This is a genomic window from Pseudomonas sp. TH49 (assembly GCF_016650625.1).
Classification (GTDB): Bacteria; Pseudomonadota; Gammaproteobacteria; order Pseudomonadales; family Pseudomonadaceae; genus Aquipseudomonas; species Aquipseudomonas fluorescens_H.
In genome coordinates this window covers 1,226,017-1,251,889 of the sequence record NZ_JAEKFL010000002.1, presented here as the reverse complement: position 1 = coordinate 1,251,889, position 25,873 = coordinate 1,226,017, and the positions used below count along the sequence as shown (strand labels likewise).

The 25,873-nt window shown below is 61.8% G+C and carries 18 protein-coding genes; 3 read left to right on the top strand and 15 right to left on the bottom strand.

Features of this window, described 5'->3' with window-relative positions; all coding sequences use genetic code 11:
- Position 1: 1 nt before the first annotated feature.
- Positions 2-2,233: a 1,4-alpha-glucan branching protein GlgB gene (gene glgB, locus JFU48_RS23080; protein ID WP_201137784.1), complete on the top strand. Its 2,232-nt coding sequence runs from the start codon at positions 2-4 to the stop codon at positions 2,231-2,233.
- A 147-nt stretch (positions 2,234-2,380) separates the two neighbouring features.
- Here the strand turns inward: glgB and JFU48_RS23075 are convergent, their stop codons facing one another.
- Positions 2,381-3,163, bottom strand: coding sequence for an endonuclease/exonuclease/phosphatase family protein (locus JFU48_RS23075; RefSeq protein ID WP_003224531.1), 783 nt, complete (start codon positions 3,161-3,163; stop codon positions 2,381-2,383).
- 616 nt (positions 3,164-3,779) lie between these two features.
- Here JFU48_RS23075 and JFU48_RS23070 point away from each other — a divergent pair.
- Positions 3,780-4,154, top strand: coding sequence for a DUF6124 family protein (locus JFU48_RS23070; protein ID WP_201137783.1), 375 nt, complete (start codon positions 3,780-3,782; stop codon positions 4,152-4,154).
- A gap of 139 nt (positions 4,155-4,293) precedes the next feature.
- Positions 4,294-4,653 (top strand): DUF6124 family protein, encoded by a 360-nt coding sequence (locus tag JFU48_RS23065; protein ID WP_201137782.1) that lies wholly within the window; start codon positions 4,294-4,296, stop codon positions 4,651-4,653.
- A 140-nt stretch (positions 4,654-4,793) separates the two neighbouring features.
- Here the strand turns inward: JFU48_RS23065 and JFU48_RS23060 are convergent, their stop codons facing one another.
- The 14 genes from JFU48_RS23060 to JFU48_RS22995 form a co-directional block, all read right to left on the bottom strand.
- Positions 4,794-7,568 carry an Ig-like domain-containing protein gene (locus JFU48_RS23060; RefSeq protein WP_201137781.1) on the bottom strand — a complete coding sequence of 925 codons (2,775 nt, stop codon included), beginning with the start codon at positions 7,566-7,568 and terminating at the stop codon, positions 4,794-4,796.
- Between the two features lie 681 nt (positions 7,569-8,249).
- Positions 8,250-9,008, bottom strand: coding sequence for a PIG-L deacetylase family protein (locus JFU48_RS23055; protein WP_201137780.1), 759 nt, complete (start codon positions 9,006-9,008; stop codon positions 8,250-8,252).
- Between the two features lie 157 nt (positions 9,009-9,165).
- Entirely contained in the window at positions 9,166-9,852 is a 687-nt protein-coding gene (locus tag JFU48_RS23050) for a glycosyltransferase (RefSeq protein WP_201137779.1), read from the bottom strand.
- The gene (locus tag JFU48_RS23045) at positions 9,849-10,448 is read right to left on the bottom strand and encodes an SAM-dependent methyltransferase (protein WP_201137778.1); all 600 of its coding nucleotides are present in this window, start codon (positions 10,446-10,448) and stop codon (positions 9,849-9,851) included. The genes JFU48_RS23050 and JFU48_RS23045 overlap by 4 nt, the downstream gene beginning before the upstream one ends.
- Positions 10,445-11,218: a PIG-L deacetylase family protein gene (locus tag JFU48_RS23040; RefSeq protein ID WP_201137777.1), complete on the bottom strand. Its 774-nt coding sequence runs from the start codon at positions 11,216-11,218 to the stop codon at positions 10,445-10,447. The genes JFU48_RS23045 and JFU48_RS23040 overlap by 4 nt, the downstream gene beginning before the upstream one ends.
- A complete protein-coding gene (locus tag JFU48_RS23035) occupies positions 11,215-12,213 on the bottom strand; it encodes an acyl-CoA dehydrogenase family protein (protein ID WP_201137776.1) in 999 nt (332 codons plus the stop codon). Before JFU48_RS23035 ends, JFU48_RS23040 begins: the two co-directional genes overlap by 4 nt.
- Before the next feature lies 1 nt (position 12,214).
- On the bottom strand, positions 12,215-14,377 hold the full coding sequence (gene glgX / locus JFU48_RS23030; RefSeq protein WP_003224541.1) for a glycogen debranching protein GlgX: 2,163 nt from the start codon (positions 14,375-14,377) through the stop codon (positions 12,215-12,217).
- A 249-nt stretch (positions 14,378-14,626) separates the two neighbouring features.
- Complete coding sequence (locus JFU48_RS23025; RefSeq protein ID WP_201137775.1) at positions 14,627-14,947, bottom strand: DUF2934 domain-containing protein; 321 nt, start codon at positions 14,945-14,947, stop codon at positions 14,627-14,629.
- Positions 14,948-14,974: 27 nt separating this feature from the next.
- A complete protein-coding gene (locus JFU48_RS23020) occupies positions 14,975-17,743 on the bottom strand; it encodes a malto-oligosyltrehalose synthase (RefSeq protein WP_201137774.1) in 2,769 nt (922 codons plus the stop codon).
- Positions 17,740-19,818: a 4-alpha-glucanotransferase gene (malQ, locus tag JFU48_RS23015; protein ID WP_201137773.1), complete on the bottom strand. Its 2,079-nt coding sequence runs from the start codon at positions 19,816-19,818 to the stop codon at positions 17,740-17,742. The genes JFU48_RS23020 and malQ overlap by 4 nt, the downstream gene beginning before the upstream one ends.
- Complete coding sequence (gene treZ, locus JFU48_RS23010; protein ID WP_201137772.1) at positions 19,815-21,617, bottom strand: malto-oligosyltrehalose trehalohydrolase; 1,803 nt, start codon at positions 21,615-21,617, stop codon at positions 19,815-19,817. The genes malQ and treZ overlap by 4 nt, the downstream gene beginning before the upstream one ends.
- A gap of 18 nt (positions 21,618-21,635) precedes the next feature.
- Positions 21,636-23,222 carry a glycogen synthase GlgA gene (glgA, locus tag JFU48_RS23005; RefSeq protein ID WP_103521785.1) on the bottom strand — a complete coding sequence of 529 codons (1,587 nt, stop codon included), beginning with the start codon at positions 23,220-23,222 and terminating at the stop codon, positions 21,636-21,638.
- 601 nt (positions 23,223-23,823) lie between these two features.
- The gene (locus JFU48_RS23000; protein WP_201137771.1) at positions 23,824-24,777 is read right to left on the bottom strand and encodes a D-2-hydroxyacid dehydrogenase family protein; all 954 of its coding nucleotides are present in this window, start codon (positions 24,775-24,777) and stop codon (positions 23,824-23,826) included.
- Between the two features lie 13 nt (positions 24,778-24,790).
- Positions 24,791-25,855 carry an alpha/beta fold hydrolase gene (locus tag JFU48_RS22995; RefSeq protein ID WP_201137770.1) on the bottom strand — a complete coding sequence of 355 codons (1,065 nt, stop codon included), beginning with the start codon at positions 25,853-25,855 and terminating at the stop codon, positions 24,791-24,793.
- Positions 25,856-25,873 lie beyond the last annotated feature (18 nt).

The following is a 25,873-nucleotide window of genomic DNA, read 5'->3' as shown; positions in this document are numbered from 1 at the left end:
CATGAGTTTCTCGAACAAGGAACAGGGTCACGCTAAAGAAGCGTTACTGCCGGCGGCGCAGGACATCGACGCGCTGGTGCGCGCCGAACATCACGACCCGTTTTCCATTCTCGGTCCGCACGGCGATGGTGCCGGCGGGCAATTCATCCGCGCTTATCTGCCGGGTGCATTGAAAGTAGAAGTGCTGGACAAGGACAGCGGCGAAGAACGCGGCGAACTGAGCGCCACCGAAACCCCGGGGCTGTTTGTCGGCCACTTCGCGCAGGCGCGGCCGTATCTGCTGCGCACCCGCTGGGCCGGCGGCGAACAGGTGGCGGAAGATCCCTACAGCTTCGGTCAGTTGCTCGGCGAAATGGATTTGTATCTGTTTGCTGAAGGTAATCACCGTGATCTGAGCAGCTGCCTCGGCGCGCAATTGACTACGGTCGATGGCGTCGACGGCGTGCGTTTTGCGGTGTGGGCGCCGAATGCCCGGCGGGTGTCGGTGGTCGGTGACTTCAACGTGTGGGACGGTCGCCGCCATCCGATGCGCCTGCGCCATCCATCCGGGGTCTGGGAGTTGTTCATTCCGCGCCTGCAGGCGGGGGAGTTGTACAAGTACGAGATCCTTGGCGCCCACGGCATCCTGCCGTTGAAGGCCGACCCGATGGCCCTGGCCACCAGCCTGCCGCCGGACACCGCCTCGAAAGTCGCCGCACCGTTGCAGATCAATTGGCAGGATCAGGACTGGATGAACGGCCGCCGCGAGCGGCAGAAGCATTCCGCGCCGCTGTCGATCTACGAATTGCATGCCGGATCGTGGCAATGCGAGCTGGACGATCTGGGCGAAGTCGCCCGCCAGTACACTTGGCCGGAACTGGCCGAGCGGCTGATTCCTTACGTCAAGGAACTGGGTTTCACCCACATCGAATTGATGCCGATCATGGAGCACCCGTTTGGCGGCTCATGGGGTTATCAATTGCTCTCGCAATTCGCCCCGAGCGCCCGATACGGCACGCCGGAGCAGTTCGGTGAGTTCGTCGACGCCTGCCACCGCGCCGATATCGGCGTGATTCTCGACTGGGTGCCAGCGCATTTTCCTACCGATACCCATGGCCTGGCGCAGTTCGACGGCACGGCGTTGTATGAATATGGCAACCCGCTGGAAGGCTTCCATCAGGACTGGGACACGCTGATCTACAACCTGGGGCGCACCGAGGTCCACGGCTACATGCTGGCGTCGGCGCTGCACTGGTTGAAGCATTTCCACATCGACGGCCTGCGTGTGGATGCGGTGGCCTCGATGCTCTATCGCGACTATTCGCGCAAGGCTGGCGAATGGGTGCCGAACCGCCATGGCGGGCGCGAGAATCTGGAGGCGATCGATTTTCTCCGCCACTTGAACGACGTGGTCGAGTTGGAAGCCCCGGGGGCGCTGGTGATCGCCGAGGAATCCACCGCATGGCCTGGCGTCAGCCAGAGCACCCAGCAGGGTGGCCTCGGTTTCGCCTATAAATGGAACATGGGCTGGATGCACGATTCGCTGCACTACATCCAGCAAGACCCGGTGTACCGCGCGCACCATCACAACGAATTGAGTTTTGGCCTGGTTTACGCCTGGTCCGAGCGTTTCATCCTGCCGATTTCCCACGACGAAGTGGTGCACGGCAAACATTCGCTGATCGACAAGATGCCCGGCGACCGTTGGCAGAAATTTGCCAACCTGCGCGCCTACCTGAGCTTCATGTGGACCCATCCGGGCAAGAAGCTGTTGTTCATGGGCTGCGAATTCGGCCAGTGGCGTGAGTGGAATCACGATCAGCAACTGGACTGGTACCTGCTGCAATACTCGGAACACAAAGGCGTGCAGAAACTGGTCGGCGATCTCAATCGCCTGTACCGCGAGGAACCGGCGCTGCACGATCAGGACGATGCGCCGCAGGGCTTCCAGTGGCTGATCGGCGATGATGCGATCAACAGCGTGTACGCTTGGCTGCGCTGGAGCAAGGACGGCAAACCGGTGCTGGTGGTGGCCAACTTCACCCCGGTGCCGCGTCAGTCGTACCGGGTCGGCGTACCGTTCGCCGGACGCTGGAACGAACTGCTCAACAGCGATGCTGACACCTACGCCGGGTCCAACTATGGCAATGGTGGCGGGGCGTTTACCGAAGAGGTGGCGAGCCATGGCCAGTCGCTGTCGCTGGAGTTGAATCTGCCACCGTTGGCGGTGTTGATTCTGAAGCCGGAGGGCTAGTCCAGCCACCGCTAACCCTGTGGGAGTGAGCTTGCTCGCGAAGAGGTCGGAACATTCAACATCTCTGTTGCCTGATCCGCCGTCATCGCGGGCAAGCCTGCTCCCACAGGTGTTTTCGGTGATCCGGGGATCGCTGCCGCAGCAGGATTACAGGTGCACTTCCACCGCCAGCGGCAAATGGTCCGACAAGTGCGTCCACGGCTTGTTGCCGAGGATCTGCGGGTCGTGACTGCTGGCATTGCGCAGGTAGATGCGGTCCAGGCGCAGCAGTGGAAAACGCGCGGGGTAGGTCTTGGCCGGGCGGCCGTGGTGGCGTTCGAACGCTTCGTGCAGGTAATCGCGGCGGGCCAGAGCTACGTTGCCCTGCAACTGCCAGTCGTTGAAGTCGCCGGCGATGATCACCGGCGCATCGTCGGGCAATGATTCGAGCAACTGGCAAAGCAGCTGCAACTGCAATTGGCGATGACTTTCCAGCAGACTCAGGTGCACGCAGATCGCGTGGACTTCGGCGTGCCCCGGTACGTCCAGCACGCAGTGCAGCAGGCCTCTGCGCTCGGGGCCGGTGATCGACACGTCGAGGTTACGGTATTCGCGGATCGGGTATTTCGACAGCAGCGCATTGCCGTGATGGCCGTCGGGGTACACCGCGTTGCGCCCGTAGGCGAAATCGCTCCACATGCTGTCGGCGAGAAATTCGTATTGCGAAGTTTGCGGCCATTCGTTGTAGCGATTGGAATGCCGCTCGTGTTCGCCCACCACTTCCTGGAGAAACACCAGATCGGCCGAGGTGCTGCGCACCGCTTCACGCAGTTCCGGCAGGATGAAACGCCGGTTGAGGGCGGTAAAACCCTTGTGAGTATTGACCGTCAGCACACGCAAGCGATGGATGACGGGGGCGTCGACGGCGTGACGCTTGGGATCGCTGGACACGTTCACTCCTCTGAAAAAACGGCTTCCTTCTCATGCGACTGATGCAGTGGGGTGGCAGTTCCTTCCAGATGCCTCAGGCCTGAACACAAATTGGAGCCGCCAGGAAACCTGTGGGAGTGGGTGTTGCCATGAGCCATTGGCTCTGCGTTGGTCATGGGTTATATGCCCTGACAAAAATCCCCTGTGGGAGCGGGCTTGCTCGCGAAGGCGTTCGACCAGACAACAGCAAAACAACCGAGCAAAACCTCGGACATAAACGTAACCCCGCAAGGACGTTTAAAGTACACGAACCGTTACGCCATAACGGCTACAACGCCTTGCGCCGTTACCTACGCGTACGCCAGAATCCGCCGGCTTACACGGCTATGGGCCGGGCTATATCGTTTCCCAGTCACTGCAAATCAGTGATCGGGTTTGGTAGCCCGTTTCATTACAGTCGTGCGCCACATTACAGGTCCGTTATTGGGGCTCTGCTTTTATGGTGGCCATGCGTGGGGCTCCTTCGGGAGCGCCGGGTTTACTGTTTTGACCGGTCTACCAACCCACAAATGGCCGCCACCCTTCGTTTGGTAGCGAGAGTGATGGCTCCTCATTTATTTAAAACAGTGAGTCACTTATGTTCAAAGCCACACCCAACCCCCCAGACGTCGACCCGATCCCATACGACCCAGCCCTCGACCCGCAGAAGATAAAAGCGGCAACCGACCGCGCCATCAACTTCTACCTCAACCCCGGCGCACTGAAGATCTCCATCCCTTCAGTACCGTCAGGCAAATCAAGCCGAATCTTCCTCATCGACCCCACCGTGGACGAAGAAACATTGCTGGTCGAGGCCTGCGAGTCGTTAGCGGCCGCCAGCGACATGGCGCGCGATATCGGCTGCGCACTCGACGACTCCAACCGCCGGGCCGTGCTGATGCTGCATCAGGTGATCATGCTCAGTGAACTGATGGTCAACCGAGTGCTGGACGGCCGCCGCGTGCCGAACTAATCACGCGGCCCCCTGTAGGAGCTGCCGAAGGCTGCGATCTTTTGATCTTGCTTTTAAAACCAACATCAAAAGATCGCAGCCTTCGGCAGCTCCTGCAGTGAGTAATCCTTTCAAAGTACCTCGATCGGAGTTCCCGCTGATGCCCGAAACCCCACCCAATCCGCCGGCCACAGACCCGGTGTCACCCTACGAATCACTCAACTCCAGAAAACTCCACGAAGCCGCCGAACGCGCCCTCGATCACTACCTCGCGCCCGCGCACATCATGGCGACGCCATACACCCCCAGCAGCATGTTCCTGGTCAACCCGCAAACCGACACCGAATCCCTGCTGGCCAACGCCTGCGAATCCCTGGCCTCGGCCACCGTCATGCTCGGTGACTTCGCCGGGACGCTGGAGGGGCCGAGCCGCAATACCGCGCTGGGCATTGCCCAAGTAGTGATGCTGGGGGAGTTGGCGGTGAATCAGGCGCTGGACAACGTGGTGCCCAAGGAATAGGCGCCAGCAGTTGTGGCCCCATCGCGAGCAGGCGAAGGCCTGCAGGGGGCCACATTCCAATGTGAGTTCGAGCCTGCAAACTCATTGAGATTCACCCCGCCGGCGCCACGGATTCGCACGCATTGAACAGCAAGCACTCATCAAATGAATGTGACGGTGTAGGGCGCAGTCAGCTGCTGCCCGGTGGGACCGTAAAAGTTCGCCGTGTAGACCCCCGGTCCGTTGATTGTGAAAATCCATACCCCATATTCGCGGATACCCGGGTTTACGATTCTTACGGTGTACCTCAGGGTTTCGCTCATGGGGCTGCTTAAGGTGACGACGTGCTCTCCTTTAGCGAAGGATATGATCTGAAAACCCAGCCGCATGCTTCGGTAATCCTCAAATTGCAAAATGCTGCCGTTTGCTGGAACAACCCCGCCTGTTCCTCCGGTGCTCGGTTGCAGCCAGATTTCGCAGACATCCCGCGTTTCTATAATGACGATGAGGTAGGGGGCAGAAGGCTGTTCGCTGCCATACAAAGCCTTGGCGACGAAGTTGTGGGTTGACGCGTCAAGCCCCATCAAGGTGAATGACCAATCCCCCGTTTGCGAGTCCGCATAGACCTCTCCTACGGGTATGAGGTTATCCAGTATTTCGATTTTCTGGCCGTTACTTGCGTTGCCGTACAGGACAATCGTTCTGTCTGGTGTGTCACCGCCACGCAAAATCAACTGGCCTACGGAGTTTCTCGCTGAGGTAATGCTCGGTGCATCGGAAGCCGTCACGGTTACCACCCACGCCGCCGACTCTGACCCGCCTCCATACAAAGCTTTCACCGAATACTTGTGATCACCCAATGCCTGAGCCGTCAGCGTATGAGACCACTTGCCTGCGGCATCCACGGCAATCGGTGTGAAGATCACGACGCCCTCGTCCAGTAGCTCGATTTGCTGCCCGGCGTGGCCTTCGCCGGCAAATACCAGCGAAATATCAGGAGTGGAGCCGCCATCCGGGATTTCAACGTCGCTGGGTAATCCCTTCACCGAGTCGATAGTAGGCGGCACCCACTCCACCACTTCCCCGACGACAAAAACCAACGGATTCGAAAGGCTGGTCTCTTCTGTGGCATGGCGCCAGAGCTGGTAGCGGACGGTGATCTTGCTGCCGCGGTTCGGTTCGATGTGCTTGGCCACGAACTCGGCATCCAGCCTGATGAGCCAGTCCTGTCTGACAGTAAGGGCATTGAACTTGATCGAACCCGTCGCCCCGCCGGAGACGTCGCCCTCCCAGAACCATTGGGCCTCATCGTCTATCACCCATGGCCTCACGAGCGGCTTGTAGATGGTCATTTCAGTGGTCCCTCCGGGCAGGTTGCCCGGCTCCAGGAAATGGTTCTCCACACCCTTGACCATCGGTGCATTCAGCTCGAATTGCGGTTCACCTACATTGAGCACCCTGGCGTGCACGGATTCCTGTCTGGTGATCTCGGCGCCTTTGTCTTTCAGCAGGTGGTACCACACCTCCAGGTTTCCGCCATTGATAGGCTCGAGGGGGTCGTCAGCCACGTTGATGGTAAAACCGTCGGGATTCGCGAGGTCCTTTTCATCCGGAAAGTAATAGCCCAAATCAGGCAGGTGGGTGCTGCCGTCGGGGCTTTTACCCAACAGGAACAGCTCGATGGCGTTGTCGATCTCGATGAGCGGATCAAACGGAATACGGATGTTGATTTCCTTATTGCCAGGGTCGATGAAGTCTCCCACGGCCTCCTTGACCGTCGGTGCGGCGAGGCGGTGGGCTACGCCTTCGAAATCGACAAACTGCCCTTTGGAGAGTGGAAGACTGCTGCCGTTGCGTACCAGGTGATAAGAGAACATGACCTGGGTATTGACCAGTTTGCGCACGTCGGCAATGGGCAGCTTGAAATGGTAGTTATGCGGGAGATTGTCGACGATCTGGGTCGGGGCAGTGACGTCGACCTTTTCGCCATCCACGGTGGTGCCGAACATGGTCAAGTAGATGATGTCATTAAGCTCGAAGCGCGGTCCGGTGGCCGTGACTACGGCCGTAATGTCGTTGTTGCCCTGTTTATCGACGTCAAGCTTGTTGTTGAAAGCCTCCTGAACGATAGGCGCGTCCAGCCGGTCGATGCCGACAGTGACGACGATGCGGGTTTCCTTGCACCAGTCTTCCGATTCATTGTCGACCTTGTCGCGCACCTTGAAGGTGACCGCCAGACCAGAGTCGTCGGTGTCACCGACGCGCTCAATGATGGCTTTGGTGATCCAGATCAGAATCGGGTTGGCCACCGGATCGTCGATCTGCGCCTGGGTCACCGGTGTGGACTCCACAAGGGTGCCACCCCAGTAGAGACGGATGACGTCGTCCACTGCGATGTCAGGGTAAGGCAGGCCGCTGCCGGACTCGGACCTGATGACAATCGGCACTCCCTCTTCGGCAACGTCTTTGTCCACACCGCCGTTGACGATTTCCGGGGGAATGTACATGTACAGGTTGGAGTGACCGGGGCCCGGGTCGATGTCCTGGCCACCGGGGAGCTCCAGTTTGACGAAGAGGTCGAGGGGCTTGTCCGGACGCTCTTCTTTTTGATTGGGCTGTTTGATTTCGTAGGTGAGCTCGTAAGAACCGGTCTGCAGATGACGGGGTGCCACCGACAAGACTGTGGGCTGGTCGAGTTCGCTCTTATTGATGATGGGACGCCCGTCGACCTCACGGCCATCGAGCAGCAGCTTGACGGTGTCGCCGATATCCTTGCGGGCCCAGGGGGGGATCAAGACAAGCATGCCGAGGTCAGGAAAGGCGAATACCGCCGCGCGGTTGATCCCCCACTGGCCGGAAGGCAGGAGGCGCCCGGGGACCCACGGGTCCAGCAGTGAATGGGGGGCAGAGATTTTTTTCTTGGGCTGAACGAGCATGGTCGGAACTCCGTGCGAACTGTCGGGAGACAAAGGGCGTGGAGTTATTCAGCGCTGAAGATGATGGCTCTGGCTACTGTCAGAAATTACAGGTAGGCGCTGTTTTCTGACGAGTGGTAAGGCACAGCCCGACGGATAAAAAGACGCTTCCCGGCATCCCCTCGGCGCCTTCTGTGCGTGTCGCCGGCAGTGTCTGCAGGGCTTGAATGAGATGGTTGCCAGCCGTACCGGCCTCTTCGCGAGCAAGCCCGCTCCCACAGTTTTAACCGGGTGTTGCCGTAGCCATTGGCTCAGCGCATATCGATGTGGGAGCGGGCTTGCTCGCGAATGCGGTGTGTCAGCCGACACCTTAAGTGCCTGACACGGCCTCTTCGCGAGCAAGCCCTTTCCCACAGTTTTAACCGGGTGTTGCCATAACTATTGCCTCAGCGCATGCCAATGTGGGAGCGGGCTTGCTCGCGAATGCGGTGTGGCAGCCAACACCTTAAGTGCCTGACATGGCCTCTTCGCGAGCAAGCCCTTTCCCACAGTGTTAACCGGGTGTTGCCGTAGCCATTGGCTCAGCGCATATCGATGTGGGAGCGGGCTTGCTCGCGAATGCGGTGTGTCAGCCAACACATTAAGTGCCTGACACGACCTTTTCGCGAGCAAGCCCGCTCCCACAGGGGGGAATGTATTTCTTCAGATGAGGACAATTTCGTAGGGCAAGCGCATCCGCTCGAGGATTACGCGTGGCAGCAGCGGCGCGATGCCGATCGCCGGTTCGCCTTTGAGCTGGCTGGCGTAGGCGTGGGTGGCGTGGCTTTTGCGCGCCACAGTCCAGGTGTCGAGTCGCAGTTTGCGAGCGCGTTCCCAGGGGATCAGGTTCTGATCGCGTTCCGGCCAGTGCCAGGCCCAGACTGGCACGTCATGGAAGGTCGCGCCGACTTGCGCTGCCGCTTTGGCACTGGCGCGGCCAACCGCTTCGTGGTCGTCAGTGCGATCGTCGCGCCAGGTGCTGAACACCACATCGCCGGGACGCAGGTAGCGGGCGATGAAGTCGGTGAGGTCGGCCTCGCGGTCGAGCAGGGCGTTATCGGTAAACCCGCCGCGCACCCATTTCAGGCTGTGCATCGGCAAGCCGAGACGGCGCAGGGCCTCGACGCTTTCCTGGGGGCGGAATACGCTCAGGCGTTTTTCCGACCATTGCCGCGAGCCGGGATGACTGGCGCTGCCGTCGGTGATCGACAGCAGTTGCAGCGGATGGCCGAGGCTGGCGAGCAGTTGCAGGAGCCCGCCACAGGTCACCACTTCATCACCCGGATGCGGGGCGACGACGACGGCTCGGGCCCCGGGGGGTACCAGACTGTGGGTATTGATGACGGGAATGTTGTCGAGCTGCGGGGCACTGTTCCATATCTGCGCCGGCAGCGGGTTTTCGCTGAGGAATAACGGTTTCATGGGTGTTACGTCCTTGTCGTCTCTGGCCCTCAGTCGTATCTGCACCGTGGAAAAGCAGGCGCGCTCGACCCGTGAAGGCGGATGGATTGCCGTGCGACGCTCCGAACCCTGGATTGCCGCGCAGCAGAGTATTGCTCATGCCAGCCGATTCGTCGCGTCACAGATCAATCTGATCCGCTTTTTTTTGGCCAAGCTGTGCCAGATTTCGCAGATAGTCACCAAATCCACCCCGTGCGCGACTGTCCAGACGGGCGCTGGTGCGCACTTGCGGGCGATGGCTCCAGGCGATGTCGGCACCGCACCGCTCCAGTCGCCGCACCAGTTGCACGTCCTCGTCGCAGGCCAGCGGCGGGAAGCCGCCCGCCCAGCGATAGGCGTCGGCACTGACCCCGAGGTTGGCGCCGTGGATGTGCCGGTGCCCGTCACGGGCCTGATAGTGACTGTGATAGCGGATTTGCGCGGCTTCGTCGAACGACTGATCCCAGTGTTCGACGGTCACCGTACCGCACACCGCGTCGGCACCCAGCCCGAGCTGCGCCACCAGCCAGTCATCGGCCACCCGGCTGTCGGCGTCGGAGCAGGAGATCCAGCGCGCGCCGCGTTCCAGCAGGATCTGCGCGCCGGCGGCCCGGGCCTGGCCGACATTGCGTGCGTCGATGTGCAGGCTCAGCACCGGAAAGCGGTTGACGATCTGCGCCGAGCGATCGGTGCAGCTGTCGAGCACCACCAGTACTTCGACCGGTTCGCCGGCCAGCAGCCCGTGTTTGCTGGCGCGCAGCGCTGCGCTCAGGCATTGCTCGAGCAGGTCTTCCTCGTTATGCGCCGGAATCAGAATACCGATCATCGCAGGCCCTCCAGTGCGGCCACCGAGCGCGGCTCGCGACTCCAGACTTCAAGGATGAAGTCCGCTTCCTGATGCAGCGCCAGACGCGGCAGCGGCAGTTGCTCGTGAATCAGGTCATGCACCTGACGGGCATTCAGCGGGCAGCCGTCGATGGGCGGGCGCCAGTGGCAGGCCAGCAATTGCCCGTCAGCCGTCAGGGATTCATTGATGCGCCGGATCACTTCTGTCAGATCCTGGGCATCGAGGTAGTAGCCGATTTCGCTAAATACAATCAGGTCGAATTTTTCTTCCGGCCAGTCGCCGGGCAGGCGACTTTGGCGCACCTCGGCGTGGTCAAAAAGGCTCAATCGGGTACGCGCCAGATTCACCGCCGCACTGGCGGTGTCGCAACACAGCAGACGGTCACAGCGCCCAGCGAGTTCGGCGCTGAGTTCGCCATTGGCGCAACCGGGTTCGAAGATCGCCCGATAATGTGCGCGGGGCAGGGCCGCGAGGGTGATCGCGCGTTTGCGCTGTTCGTACCAGCGCTCGCGGAACGCCCAGGGATCATCGTTGGCGCTGAACAGACCTTCGAAGTAACGATCATCGACGCTCATAGGAACACCACTTCAAACGGTTGCAGCAGACGATCCAGCACGTACGGCGCCAACACCGGTTGCAGCCCGGCTTGCGGGTCGCCTTCCAACTGACTGGCGAACGCATGCACCGCGTGGCGTTTGCGCGCCACTTGCTCGGCGGACAACAGAATCTTGCGCGCGCGCTGCCACGGCACCGAGGCGTCTTCGGGGGAAGCCCAGTGCCAGGTCCATACCGGCAATTCGTGGCAGGTGGCGCCGACCCGTCGTGCGGCTTCGATACTGGCACGACCGGCGGCTTCGTGATCGCAGTGGCCGTCCTCGCACCAGGTGCTGAACACCACGTCGCCGGGGCGCAAGTGGCGTTCGATGAACGCGACCAGCGACGACTCATCAGCGGCGACCTGGCTATCGGTGAAACCGCCGCGCAGCCATTTCATGCGGTGCAGTGGCACGCCGAGGCGGCGCAGGGCTTCGGCCGATTCCTGCGGCCGCACCACGCTCAGGCGTTCCACCGGCCAGCGCTCGGAACCGGGATGACTGGCGCTGCCATCCGTGACCGAGATCAGTTGCAACTGACGCCCGGCGGCGGCCAGCAACTGCAGCATCCCGCCGCAGCCGAGCACTTCGTCGTCCGGGTGCGGGGCGACGACCACCGCCCGCGCGCCCGGTGGCACCAGACTGAGGACATCGACGCTGTCCAGCGCCGCCAGGTGCCGGGAGTGTTGCCATTGCAGCAGGGAAGTACCTTGGTGGCCGATGATCGGATCGGGTTTGTTCGCGGCATTCATAGCGTCCAGGCCTCCTCGGGGTGTTCGGCCAGCGACTGGCCGAGCGCGGCGAGGTCACGCTCGGCATGGCTCTGGCGCAGGAACACCGGCAGATCAGCGATCAGCCGGGCGAAGTGCCGATCCTTGCAGAACGGCCCGGCACCCAGCGCACGCCCGACGTCGCGCATCGCTTGCTCAGCGGATTGCTCGACTACGGCGCGGGCACGCCGCGCCAACAGTGCGGCATCGGCCTCGGGATGCGCATCAATGTGCAGGGCACTGAAACGCAGTACATTCGCCGCCGCGTACAGCGCCGCATCGACCGCCCCGAGATGGGCGAGGGCGTGCGGCTCCTGGCGTTGCGCGCAGTGTTGCCGCAGTGCTTCGGCGATCTGCCGCGCCGCGCCATACCAGCACGCAGCGATGCCGATCCCGCCTTGCCAGAAGCCCGGACGATTCAGGTAGTCACCGGGATTGCCGATGGCTTGGGCTTCGGCAGCGTCGAACAGCACTTCGACGCTGCCGGTGGCGCCCATGCCGACCGCTTGCCAGCCCTGATCGGTGATGGTCACGCCCGGTTGATCAAGCGCCACGGCGACCAATTGCTGACGATCCTCGGCGTCCCACGCGGTGAGCAATGCATGGCTGAGCACCGCCGCGCCAGAACACCAGGCCTTGCGTCCGTCGAGGCGCACCATGTGCCCGGCCGGTCGCACCTGCACCCGCGCCTGCGGCGGTTCAGCCGCCCACATGCCCCAGGTGCTGCCCGGAGTTGGCGAACCACCGAGCTGTTCGATGATCGCCAATGCGTCGGTGTGGCCTTCGTAGAGCTTGCACAGGCCCAGATCGTGCCCACCAACTTCGGCCAAATGCTGAAAGCGCTCCAGCGTGCGGCCGCTGCCCGGTAACGGCAACCGATCCAGACCAGCCTCGACCAACGCCCGCAGGCAGTGGCCGAGGGCGGCGGTGTCAGGATAATCAGGCGGGCGGCGCGCCAGATAATGTTGCAGGTCCATATCAGTCTTCTTCTTCGCGTTGCAGTTCGAACAGCAGCAACGAACGGCCGGTGACCGAATATTCATGGCCGAACTCGAAGCGTTCCTGACCGCGAACCGCCGGTTGATTGGTGTCGACCATGCAGGTCCAGAAACTGCCTTCCGGCACTTCCGGCAGACTGAAATTGACGATGTCGTGATGGGCGTTGACCACCAGCAGCAACGTTGCGTCGGCACCTTTGCGGCGAATCCCGGTTTCCTGTGCGCGACCGTCGAGGAGCATGCCCAGGCAGCGGTTGTGCGCGTCGTGCCAGTGTTCGGTGGTCATCTCGGTGCCATCCGGCGCGAGCCAGGTGACGTCCTTGACGCCGATGTCCTCGTTGTACTCGCCGACCAGGAAACGCCCACGGCGCAGGATCGGATAGGCCATACGCAGCTTGATCAGGCGTTTGACGAATTTGAGCAGCGCCTTGCCGTCCTCGCTGAGATCCCAGTTGACCCAGCCGATCTCGCTGTCCTGGCAATAGGCGTTGTTGTTGCCGTCCTGGGTGCGGGCGAATTCGTCGCCGGCGACGATCATCGGCGTGCCCTGTGACAGCAGCAGCGTGGCGAAGAAGTTGCGCATCTGCCGGTGGCGCAGTGCGTTGATCTCCGGATCGTCGGTCGGGCCTTCGACGCCGTGGTTCCACGACAGGTTGTTGTTGCTGCCGTCCTGGTTGTTTTCGTCGTTGGCCTCGTTGTGCTTGTCGTTGTACGACACCAGATCGTTGAGGGTGAAACCGTCATGCGCGGTGATGAAATTCACCGACGAGTAAGGCCGCCGTCCACGCTGATTGAACATCTCGCCGGACGCGGTCATGCGGCTGGCGAAGTCAGCTACCTGGCCGTCATCGCCTTTCCAGAACGCGCGCACGGTGTCGCGGAATTTGTCGTTCCACTCGACCCAGCCCGGCGGGAAGTTGCCGACCTGATAACCACCGGGGCCGCAGTCCCAAGGCTCGGCGATCATTTTCACCTGACGCAGCACCGGGTCCTGCCGGCAGGCGACGAGGAAGCTGTGACGCTCGTCGAAACCGTCGTGATAGCGCCCGAGAATGGTCGCCAGGTCGAAGCGGAAACCGTCGACGTGCATCTCGCTGGCCCAGTAGCGCAGCGAGTCGGTGACCATTTGCAGCACACACGGGTGACTGAGGTCGAGGGTGTTTCCGGTGCCGGAATCATTGATGTAGAAGCGCTTGTCGTCCGGCATCAGGCGGTAGTAAGAGGCGTTGTCGATGCCGCGCATCGACAGGGTCGGGCCTTGTTCGTTGCCCTCGGCGGTGTGGTTGTAGACCACGTCGAGGATCACTTCCAGATTGGCCTCGTGCAGGTGCGCGACCATCTCCTTGAATTCGGCGATCTTGCCGCTGGCCAGGTAACGCGGATCCGGGGCGAAGAAGGCGATGCTGTTGTAGCCCCAGTAGTTGGTCATGCCCTTGTGCAGCAGGTGCTGGTCGTTGACGAAGGCATGGATCGGCAGCAATTCCACACTCGATACGCCGAGTTTGCGGATGTGCTCAAGCACGTCATCGACCATCAGACCGGCAAATGTACCGCGCACGTTCTCTGGCACCGAGGGGTGACGCATGCTGATGCCGCGTACGTGGGTTTCATAAATGATGGTTTTGTCCCACGGCACGCTGACGCGGTGGTCGTTGCCCCAAGTGTGCGCGGGGTCGATGACCTTGCACTTGGGCACGAACGGCGCGCTGTCACGTTCATCGAAGCTGAGGTCGGCGTCGGGGTGGCCGATGGTGTAACCGAACAACGCCTCGGACCATTTCAACTGGCCGACCAATTGTTTGGCGTAAGGGTCGATCAGCAGTTTGTTGTGGTTGAAGCGATGACCATTGGCCGGGTCATACGGGCCATAGACGCGGTAGCCGTAGATCAGCCCCGGATGGGCGTCGGGCAGATAGCCGTGGAAAATCTCGTCGGTGTATTCCGGCAGTTCGATACGTTCGAGTTCGACTTCACCGGCATCGTCGAAGATGCACAGTTCGACCTTGGTGGCGTTGGCGGAAAACAGCGCAAAGTTCACCCCCAGACCATCCCAGGTTGCGCCGAGCGGGAAGGGCAGGCCTTCACGGATTCTCGATGGCTCAGCGTGCGCTGCGGGCTCGGCCTTTTTTTTTGGACTGGACATGATTGCTCCTGCAAAACGGGTTGGTTCGGATAACGGATCAACTGTGGGAACAGAATCTGTGGTGAGGGGATTTATCCCCGATGGGTCGCGCAGCGGCCCTGCGACTGCTTCGCAGCCGATCGGGGATGAATCCCCTCACCACAGACATCTCTCCCTGACAGGGGTTGTTTGGGGTTTCTTGAGGACGAGTTGGCCCTCGGTGGCGAGCGAACTCGCCACACAGTGATTCAGTTCAATATTCCGGGTGGGTCAGTTGGCCGGGGGCTTGCGTGGGGCGCGCGGCTTTTTCTCGGCGGGCTTTTCACCCGGCGGTACGACTTTGGCGGCGCTTGCCGGTTTGGCTTTGGCCGCCGCCGGAGGCTTGGGCTTGGCCGCCGGGGCCTTGCTGTCGGGGCCTTTGCCGGCGGCTTTGCTGCCAGCGGCTTTGGGCGACTTCTTCGGCGCCAGAGCCTCGGCTTCGGCCAGTTTGCGCGCCATTTCCCAATGACGCGCTTCATGACCTTCAGGTTTGCCCTCGGATTCCCAGATCTGATAGGCAAACTCGCGGATGCGTTTATCGTCGGTACTCATCGCAATGCTCCTGAACTGAACTCGTCGTTACTTAAAGAGTTGGGTAAACAGATTGACCGGGAAATCCCCCAGCGCGGCGCTGACGTTCAGCTCCCTGTTTTTTGTGACTGCGCTGCTGTGAAAAAGTCCCTTCAGGTTTGTGTCAGAGGCGGCGAACGGTAAAACCACTCGCGTATCGCCCCAGCGCAGCGCATCCACCTGCGGCACGGCACTGTTTTCCAGCAACGTCGCGCAGCGGATCGGCACGATCACGATGGCGTAGTCGCCCTCGTGCTCACGGGCGAACGCGAGCACGTTGTGCGCCTGCTCGCCCAGCACCTCAAGGGCTTGATACGAGCCCCGGCGAAACAGCTCGGCGTGTGCGGCGCGCAGGTTCAACACCTGGGCGATCAACGCTTGCTTGATGCGCCCGTCACGCCAGTTCGCCAGCAGTTCCTCAAGCGGCGCGTGTCCGTCCAAAGCCTGCTCGCGTGCGGCGTAATCCACCGGTCGGCGGTTGTCCGGATCGACCAGGCTGAAGTCCCAGTACTCGTTGCCCTGATACAGATCCGGCACCCCCGGCACGGTCATGCGCAGCAAGGTTTGCGCCAGACTGTTGAGGGCGCCGGCCGCAGCGATGCTGTTGACCGTCTTGCTCAGCGCGGCGCGCAGCAGTTCGCCTTCTGCACCGGTGAGCAGTCGCTGGGTGAACGTCTGCGCTGCGTTTTCGTAGGCCTCGTTGGGCGCACTCCAGCTGCTTTGCAGCTTGGCTTCGCGCAGAGCTTTCTGTTGCCACTGCCAGATGCGCTCGGCGTATTCGCTGAAACCTGATTGATCGTCGTCACGCAATTGCAGCGGCCAACTGCCCAGCAGCGCCTGATAAAGGATCAGTTCATCGCCGGACGACGGCACTTGATCATCGTCGCGCAACGGCCGGGCGAGGGCACGCCACAACTCGACCTGCTCGGCGTACCAGTGGCTGCGTTCGCTGAGAATCGCCAGGCGGGCGCGGGTGTCCTCGCCGCGTTTGTGATCGTGGGTCGCAGTGGCCAGCAGGTTGTCGGGGAACGCCGCCAGCCGTTGCTGATTGACCGCATGGAAGTCGCTGACCGGCGCGCTGAACTGCTCAGTGTTGTAGCCGACGTCATTGCGCGACAGCAGCACCGCCGAGCGATACAGCGCGGTGTCTTCCACGGCTTTGGCCGCTGCCGGTGAGGTCAGTTGCTGGAAGCGTACACAGGCGTGCTTGAGGATCTTGCGCGAGCGCCCGCGCGGCTTGTGCCGCCAGGGCGTGCCACCGAGCCAGGCCGCCACGCAGTCAAGCACCGGCCAGTCGCCTTCGCCCAGCGTCTGCCGCGCGCCGTCCATGGCTTGCTGGAAGAACTGTTCATCCTGCGCCGAGCGACCGAGCGCGCTGATGTAAGTGCGGTATACCGGGAAATGCACGATCAGCGCCTGCAACACCCGGCGGATCGCGCCGAGGGTCAGGTCACGGGTCATCAAATCGTCGCGCGCCACTTGCAGCAGCGCCTGGGCAACGCTTTCGCAGTCGCTGGCCAGCGAGCCGTTGAGGATCTGCTGGCGCGCCAGTTGCGCTTCTTCGATAAACGCCGCCGGGCGCTCGGTGCGCCGTTGCCACAGATCGCCGAGCACGTATTCACCGTCGGGATCGTGTTGCAGCAACGACAGTTGATTCATGAACTCGTAACCGGTGCTGCCATCCACTGCCCAGTCGGTGCGCAGGGTTTCGCCGGCGCCGAGAATCTTCTCGACGTAGATCGGCAAGTGCCGGCCCGGCGCGAGAAAGTCGAGGCGCCGCCGCAGTTTTCGGCAGTAGCCACGCGGATCGGCGAGGCCGTCGATGTGGTCGATGCGCAAACCGTCGACCAGCCCCTCGCTAATCAGCTGGAAGATCTTGCCGTGGGTCGCTTCGAACACGGCCGGACGTTCGACGCGCAGGCCGCCGAGTTCGTTGATGTCGAAAAAGCGCCGCCAGTTGATGTCATCCGCTGCGGTGCGCCAACTGGCGAGACGGTAGCTTTGGCGCTCGAGCAACTGGTGCAGCTTGTCGAAGCCTTCTGCGGTGGTGGAGTCGTAATGCGCGAGACTTTCCTCGATCGCGGCGAGGATCTGCGGATCGCTCGCCAGCTCTTTCAGTTCTTCCTTGAGCGGCATCGCCAACGCATGCGCGTCGGTCTGGTAGCTGAGGGTACTGAAACGATCGGCCAGGGATTTCAGCGCCTCGACTGGTTTTAACAGCTCGCCGTAGTCATTCGGGCAGATCGGGAAGTGGTGGTCGTAATGCTCGACGTGGAAGCGTCCTTGCTGCGCATCGAAGCGCAATTTCAGCGTGCCTTCCTGCAGGGCGATGCCGTAATCGCTGCCAAGAAACGGCAGCAACAACTGGCCTTCCATCAACGGGTCCGGCGAGTGCCACTGGATGTCGAAGAACTCGCCGTAAGGACTGAGTCGGCCCCATTCCAGCAGATCGAGCCACCAGGGGTTATCGCTGCCGCCGACGGCCATGTGGTTGGAGACGATGTCGAGGATCAGCCCCATGTTATGTTCGCGCAGGGTGCTGACCAGACGTCGCAGCGCCGGCTCGCCGCCGAGCTCCGGGTTGACTTGGGTCGGGTCGACCACGTCGTAGCCGTGCATCGAACCGGCGCGGGCCGCGAGCAGCGGCGAGGCATAAATGTGGCTGATGCCGAGGCGGGCAAAGTACGGCACCAGCGGCACTGCCTGTTCCAGGGTGAAGCCCTTGTGAAATTGCAGGCGCAGGGTCGCGCGCAGTGGCTGGATGAGCGTCTGGTTCATTGGTCACGCTCGGCAGCTTGCAGGCGCGCGCAGGCCAGCAGTTCCAGACGCCGCGCAGCATCGACGCCATCGAGCAACGCTTCGCTGTTGCCAGGCAAACGCCGCGACCAGTTCGGATGGCTGTCGATGGTGCCGGGCAGGTTGGCCTGTTCGTCGATGCCCAGCGCGTCCTCCAGTGGCAGCAGCACCAGCGGCGCGCGGGTGTGACCGAGGAAGCGCACGCTGGCATCCACCACTTGATCGGCTTCGTGGGACTCTTCGCGAAAGTTCTGCGGGTCTTGACTCAGCGCACCGCGCAGGCCTTCGCGTTCACGCTGGCGATGACGGCGCCATTCAATTTCACCGTTGGCATCGACGAAGCCCAAACGCGAGTTCCAGTCGATGTCGCGGCCATGCCACCAGCCGTTGAGCGTCGGCAGGTCGTGGGTCGTGGTGGTCGCCAGGGCGTTATCCGGCCAGTCGAGAATCGGTTTGAAACGGGTGTTGTCCTGTTCGAACAGCAGCACGCGCATGCCGAGTATCGAGCGCGCACTGAGTTTTTCCCGCAGGCCGTCGGGCACGGTGCCGAGGTCTTCACCGAGGACAATGGCCTGGTGCCGATGGGATTCGAGGGTCAGCAGCCGCAACAGATCGTCAAACGGGTAATACAGATAAGCGCCATCGGCCGGTGCGGCGCCGTTGGGGATCACCCACAGGCGTTGCAGGCCCATCACATGGTCGATGCGCAGCCCGCCGGCATGGGCGAAGTTGGCGCGCAACATGTCGATGAAAGCGCGAAAGCCGTTGCGGATCAGGCCTTCGGGGGAAAACGCGGAAATCCCCCAACCCTGACCGGAGCGGTTGAGAATATCCGGCGGTGCACCGACGGTGAGCGAGGCCAGCAGTTCGTCCTGAAAGCTCCACGCCTGGCTACCAGCGCCGTCGGCACCGACTGCCAGATCAGCGATCAGGCCGATGCGCATGCCGGCGCCGCGCGCAGCGGTTTGCGCACGCTCCAGGCAACGATGGATCAGCCATTGGCAAAAGGCGAAGTAGCCGATGCGCTCGGCGTATTCTTCGGCAAACGCTTCGAGGGCGGCGCCACGCGGTTCGTGCCAGTGCTCCGGCCACTGCCGCCAGTCGAGGCTTTCGCCACGGTCGGCACGCATTTCCTGAATGGCTTCGAAGCGGCAGTGATTTTCCAGCGCTTCACCACCGGCATGGCGGAAACTGGCGAAGTCGGCATGCAACGGATGCTCGCCCGTGACGAAGCCGTCGTACAAGGCTTGGAGCAATTTGTACTTGGCATCGGCGGCGGCCGGCCAATCGATCAGTTTGAGGTCTTCCAGTTGCCTGAATTGCTCGGCCAGACCGCTGGCGTCGATCGCATCGCGCAACGCCCGTTCGCCAAGGATCGCGCCCGGTGCGGCATACAGGGAATTGAGGAACAGCCGGCTGGACGGCGAATAGGGGCTGTAGCGCCCGGTGTCGGCGCTGAACATCGCATGCAACGGACTGATCGCCAGCGCATCGGCGCCGCGTTCGCCGGCCACTCGGGCCAGCTCTTCCAATGCCTGAGTGTCGCCGAAACCGCCGTCGCCGGGGCGGCGCAGACCGTACAGTTGCGCGCTCAGGCCCCACACACGGGGGATCGGATTGTCCACCGCATCGCCAACGCTGAAGCAACGCTCCGGCGCCACGGCCAGGGTGAAATACTGATCGGCGATGTGCACCTGTTGATAGCCGACCGGGATCAGCCCCGGCAGCACGGCTTCGGCGTCGAGCTTGAGGTTCAGCCGCGAGCCGTCTTCCAGATGGATTTCGCACGGGGTTTCAGGTTCGAAGTAGCGGGCCAGATCAACGCCGACGCCAACGTCTGCAGTCAGCAGGGGGGGCAGGTGGCGATCCTGCTGCACCTGTTGCAGTTGCAACAGGCTGGCGTCGATTTCCTGGGCGGTATTGGCCGGATGGCCCAGGCCGGTGAGGACATTGCGCAGTACTGCCGGGGCGACTTTCTGCGGACGGCCGTTGGCGTCGATCCAGTCGACGGCAAGGCCGGCGCGGCTTGCGAGTATTTCCAGTTGCGCATCGCTCATAGGCGCTCTCCATCCAGAGGTTGCAAGGGGGTTGCGGCCGTGAGGCTGACAAGCGCGCAATACGGGGCGAGGATGCCCGGTTCCGACAAATCGTCTGCAGGCGGCTGCTGAAACAACCACACGGCGTCGGTCTGTGCAGGGTTGACCACTGGCGTATCGCTGAGGTTCAGGTCAATTCGCAGCTGACTGCCATCGCCCAGGCGCCAGCGCGCAGTGACCGCGCCGAAGCCGAGCATGTGCGCGCCCAGCGCCTGGGTGCCGGACAGATTGGGAATGATGTAGCGGTGGCGCAATTGCAGTAGTTGCCGGTACAACGCGAGGGTTTCCTGCTGTTTTGCGGTGCCGCTGCCAATCAGTCGGGGCTGCGAGGCGTGGAAGGTCTCCTCGGCATTCGGGTCGGGGATCTGCTCGCGTTTATGCGGATCGGTAAACGCGGCGAACCCGGAAAACTCGTTGCGACGTCCCTCGCGCACCAATTCGGCGAGTTCGCCGTGGTGGCTGGTGAAGAACAGAAACGGTTGCTCGGCGGCGTATTCATCGCCCATGAACATCAGCGGGATCATCGGCGATAGCAGCAACAGCACCGTGGCAGCCCGCAGTGCCCGTGGATCGGCGAGGTGATGCAGGCGCTCACCGAAGGCACGGTTGCCGATCTGGTCGTGGTTCTGCAGGAACAGCACGAAAGCGGTGGAGGGCAGGTGTTCGCTCGGTTCGCCCCGGGGCTCGCCGTGGCGGGTGATATGGCCCTGAAACACGAAACCCTGGCTCAGACAGCGCGTCAGTTGTTCCGTAGGTTGCAGCGCGTAGTCGGCGTAATAGGCGTCGGTTTCGCCGGTCAGCAGCACATGCAGGGCATTGTGGCCGTCGTCGTTCCACTGCGCGTCGTAGTCGTATTCGAGCAGGCTCGACTGGTTGAGCTCGTTCTCCACGGTCAGCCAGACGTGGCGAGCCGGATCAGTCTGCTGACGAATACGCTGGGCGAGTTCGGGCAGGAAATCCGGACTTTCTATCGCATGCACCGCGTCCAGACGCAGGCCATCGAAGCGATATTCAAACAGCCACATCAGCGCGTTTTCGATGAAGAACTCGCGAACTTCATCGCGGCGAAAATCGATTGCGGCGCCCCATGGGGTCTGTTTGTCTTCGCGGAAAAAGCCCTTGGCGTAGCGGCCAAGGAAATTGCCGTCGGGGCCGAAGTGGTTGTAGACCACGTCGAGAATCACCGCCAGACCATGGCCATGAGCGCTGTCGATCAGATGCTTGAGCTGTTCCGGGGTGCCATAGGAGGCTTGCGGAGCGAAGGGCAACACGCCGTCGTAGCCCCAGTTGCGGGTGCCGGGGAATTGCGCCAGCGGCATCAATTCGATAGCGGTGATGCCCAGTTCGGCGAGGCGCGCCAGATGCTGTTCGACTTCGGCAAAGCCGCCGAGTGCACCGACGTGCAACTCGTAAATCACCGCTTCGCTCCACGGCCGACCATGCCAGGTAGTGTGGCGCCATTGATAAGCCAGCGGATCGACCACCACGCTGTAGCGGTCAATGTCGCCGTCCTGAGCACGGGAGGCCGGGTCGGGCACCTCCAGTTCGCCATCGATGTTGAAGCGGTAACGGGTGCCCGCCGGGCACCGGGTCTTGATCACGAACCAGCCATCGGTCTGCGGTAACATCGGCAAGGACTGGCCATTTTCAAGTTCGACACTGACGTAAAACGCATCCGGTGCCCACAGCGCAAACTGAGTGTGTTCGGCGTCCTGCATGATCGCGCCGTGGGGCCAGTTTTCTTGGGTCCTTAACGGCATCGTGAAAAGCTCCGTGAGTTATTTGTGGCCGGCTTTACCCAGCGCCTTGGCGACCAGTTGTTCGTAGAGCTCGGCATAGGGTTCGACCGCTTTGCACCAGTTGAACGGCGCGGCCATCGCCCGGCAGCGCATGGCATTGAGCAGGTCGGGGAAGGCGAATACCTTGAACGCGCGGCTCAGGGCTTCGCGGTAGCTGTCGGCCGTGGATTCGTCGAAGAGGAAACCGGTGACGCCATTCTCGATGGTGTCGGCCAGGCCGCCAGTGTTGCGCGCCACCGGCAGCGAGCCGAAACGCTGGGCGTACATCTGGCTCAGGCCGCAGGGCTCATAACGCGACGGCATCAGCAGGAAATCACTGCCGGCGAACATGCGCCGGGCATCGGTCTCATTGAAGCCGATGCGCACGCCGATCTGCCCGGGGAAGCGCAGCGCCAGTTCACGCATGGCCTGTTCTTCTTCCGGCTCGCCACGGCCGATGATCGCGATCTGGCCGCCGTTCTGCACGATGTACTCGGAGACTGCTTCAGTCAGGTCCAGGCCTTTCTGATAGACCAGGCGCGAGACCACGGCAAACAGCGGGCCAGTGGAATCTTTCAAGCCAAACAGTTCACGCACATGGGCGGCGTTGACGGCTTTGCCTTCCCAGTCGCCGATGGCGAACGGCGCAAACAGGTGCGGATCAGTGGCCGCGTCCCAACTCTCGTCGATGCCGTTGGGAATGCCGCTGAGCAAGCCTTGCTGGGTCTTGGCGGCGAGAAAGCCATCCAGACCGCAGCCGAAATCCGGGGTGGTGATTTCCTGGGCGTAGGTGGCGCTGACCGTGGTGATGTGGCTTGAATAGGCCATGCCGGCCTTGAGGAACGACATTTTGCCGTAGAACTCCATGCCTTCCTGTTGCAGGGCATGGGTCGGGATGCCGAGTTCCGGGCACGAGCCGAGGCTGGTCACGCCTTGATAAGCCAGGTTGTGAATGGTGAACAGGGTCGGCGTGCGCTGCCCGCGCCAGTGCATATAAGCAGGGGCAAGGCCGGCAGGCCAGTCGTGGGCGTGCACCAGATCCGGGCACCAGTGAATTTGTGCGAGGTTGGCGGCGATGTCGGCAGCGGCCAGGCCCAGGCGGGCGAAACGAATATGGTTGTCCGGCCAGTCGCGACCGTTATTGGCACCGTACGGCGAACCTTCACGTTCATAGAGTTCAGGGCAGATCAGCACATAGATCACCAGCCCGTCCGGCATGTCCATGCGGCCGATCTTGCACGGGGGCAGCGCGGCATGGCCGCCGAGTTCGCCGATGATATGGATCGGGTTCTCGCTGTGCATCACCTGCGGATAACCGGGGATCAACACGCGCACATCGTGCAGGTGCGCCATGGCGCGGGGCAGGGCGGCGGAGACGTCACCCAGACCACCGGTCTTCACCAGATCGGCGATTTCCGAGGTCACGAACAACACTTTCTTCTTGTTGGGATTCTGGCTGGCGACCGGCGTCAGCGTTTTGGTGCCCGGGACGTTGATCGACCGGCTGCCGGGAAGACTCACCGTGCTCGATTCGCCAACCGACTGCTGAGCACGCTCTCCCTGAATATCCAATGCCGCACTGATCATATGAATCTCCCGTCTCGTTGATCTGTTTCTTGTCTGGAACAAGCCATATCCATGGCCAAATCCTGTGGCCGGGCGCAAACGCGCCACGCATCGGTGAGCAAACGCTACCCAACACGCGCAAGCAGAATGGGTGAAGGGGGCGTTGCAAGGATTGCACCAGTCACGTTGCCCCTGTGTTGCAGATGACCCGCCGCTTCACGCAAAAGTTTCGACTTTTTTTACGTGCAGTGACCGACTGGTCTAACCCCGCGAAAATCAGTCTAGGCCAGATCCTAGAGCGGGCGAGAGCAAATGGGTAAATTGTTCGACAATCGGTTTGCAGGCGGTGAAAGACGTGGTGTGCAGGGCTGAACGCACCGACGAAGTGCAGGTTTTTTTCTATGGAGGGGCCAAAACGGTGACTGGTCGGTCACGTTTCTGTGCTAGCGGGGAAGGAGGTTGCACTGTTGTGGTGCGGACAGTTTGTTGATGTGTTGTCTATTAAGGCCCCTTCGCGAGCAAGCCCGCTCCCACAGTTGATTTGTGTACGACGCATTTCCAATGTGGGAGCGGGCTTGCTCGCGAAGGCGTCAGTCGGGCCACCGCCGTCCAGCAATGACGATCAGTTCAACAGGCGCAGCGGGCTACCCGCCGCCCAAGCCTGAATATCCTCGATCATCTGCGCAAAGAACTGTTCATAGTTCTGCCGACTCACATACCCCACGTGCGGCGTGGCCAACACATTCTCCAGTGTGCGAAACGGGTGCAGTTCAGGCAGCGGCTCCTGATCGAACACATCCAGCGCCGCCCCGGCGATCTTGTGTTTCTGCAATGCCTTGATCAGCGCCGCTTCATCGACGATCGGCCCGCGCGCGGTGTTGATCAGCAGCGCGGTGTTTTTCATCCAGTCCAGCGCCTGCGCATCGACCAACCCGCGGCTGCGTTCGCTGAGTACCAGGTGCACCGAGAGCACGTCGGCCTGCTCGAACAATTCCTGCTTGCTGACGTAGGTCACGCCGGCCTGCTGCGCGCGCTCGGCGGTGAGGTTTTCGCTCCAGGCAATCACGCGCATGCCGAACACCTGACCGAATTGCGCGACCTTCTGGCCAATGCTGCCAAGACCGAGGATACCCAGGGTCTTGCCATGCAAGTCGCCGCCCAGCCCTTGCTGCCAGCCACCGGCGCGCAAGGAGTTGGCTTCATTCACCAGGTTGCGCGTGGCGGCCATGATCAGTGCCCAGGTCAGTTCCGGTGCCGCATGCTTGTAGCTGTCGGTGCCGCAGACTTTGATGCCGAGACCGGCGGCCGCCTGCATATCCAGTGCCGCATTGCGCATGCCGCCGGTGACCAGCAGCTTGAGGTTCGGCAGGCGCTGCAGCAGATCCTGGTCGAAACGCGTGCGCTCGCGCATCACGCAGATCACCTGGTACTTGCCCAGTCGTTCGGCCAGCACGGCGTTGTCCGCCGCGTAGTCATGCACGAAGCTGACTTCGCCGATGCTGTCGAGCACCGACCAGTCGACCACGCCCCGTGCCACGTCCTGCCAGTCATCGATTACTGCAATCTGCACCGCCATCAGCCTTACCTCATCAACGAACGGGATTGGAATTGTTCAGCCAGCCGAGCAAGGCCTGATGAAATTTTGCCGGTTCTTCCATCTGCGGCGCGTGGCCCAGGCCGTGGAATTCCACTAGCGTCGACTGTGGGATCAGCTTGGCGACCTGTTTGCCGAGCACGTCATAGTGACCGATTTTCGTCTTGACCTCGGGGGAAGCGAGATCCTTGCCAATGGCCGTGGTATCAGAGGTGCCGATCAGCAACAGGGTAGGCATCTTCAGGTCCTTGAACTCGTAGTACACCGGCTGGGTGAAAATCATGTCGTAGATCAGCGCCGAATTCCACGCCACCCGGGTTTTCCCCGGGCCATTGCTCAGGCCGGCGAGCATGTCGACCCAACGGTCGAATTCGGGTTTCCAGCGGCCGTCGTAATAGGTGGTGCGCTCATAGTCGCGAATGCCTTGGGCGGTGACTTTCAGTTCGCGCTGATACCACTGATCAACGGTGCGATAGGGCACACCGAGGGCTTTCCAGTCTTCCAGACCGATCGGATTGACCAGCGCCAGTTGTTCGACTTGATCCGGGAACAGCAGCGCGTAGCGTGTGGCGAGCATGCCGCCGGTGGAGTGGCCGAGCAGCGAGGCTTTCTGGATGCCGAGCGTCTTGAGCAGGCGATGAGTGTTGGTCGCCAGTTGCTGGAAACTGTATTGATAGTTGTCAGGTTTGCTGGAGGTGCAGAAGCCGATCTGATCCGGCGCGACGACCCGGTACCCGGCCTCGCTCAAGGCCTTGATCGAACTGTCCCAGGTGGCGGCGCAAAAGTTCTTGCCGTGCATCAGCACCACGGTGCGACCGTTGGCCTTGCCTTGGGCGGCAACGTCCATGTAGCCCATCTGCAGGGATTTGCCCTGTGACTCAAAGGCAAAGTGCTTGAGTGTGTAGGGGTATTGGAACCCTTGCAGCTCCGGGCCATAGGTCGGGGCGTCGTTCGGGGCGTTGTCGGGCGCTGCTTCGCCGGGCACGGCCGCCTGGGCCAATAGCGGCAGCGCTGCGCTGAGGAACAGGCCGGGCAGCCAGCGTGTGAGCGTGACGGACATAAGGGCAAACTCCATGGA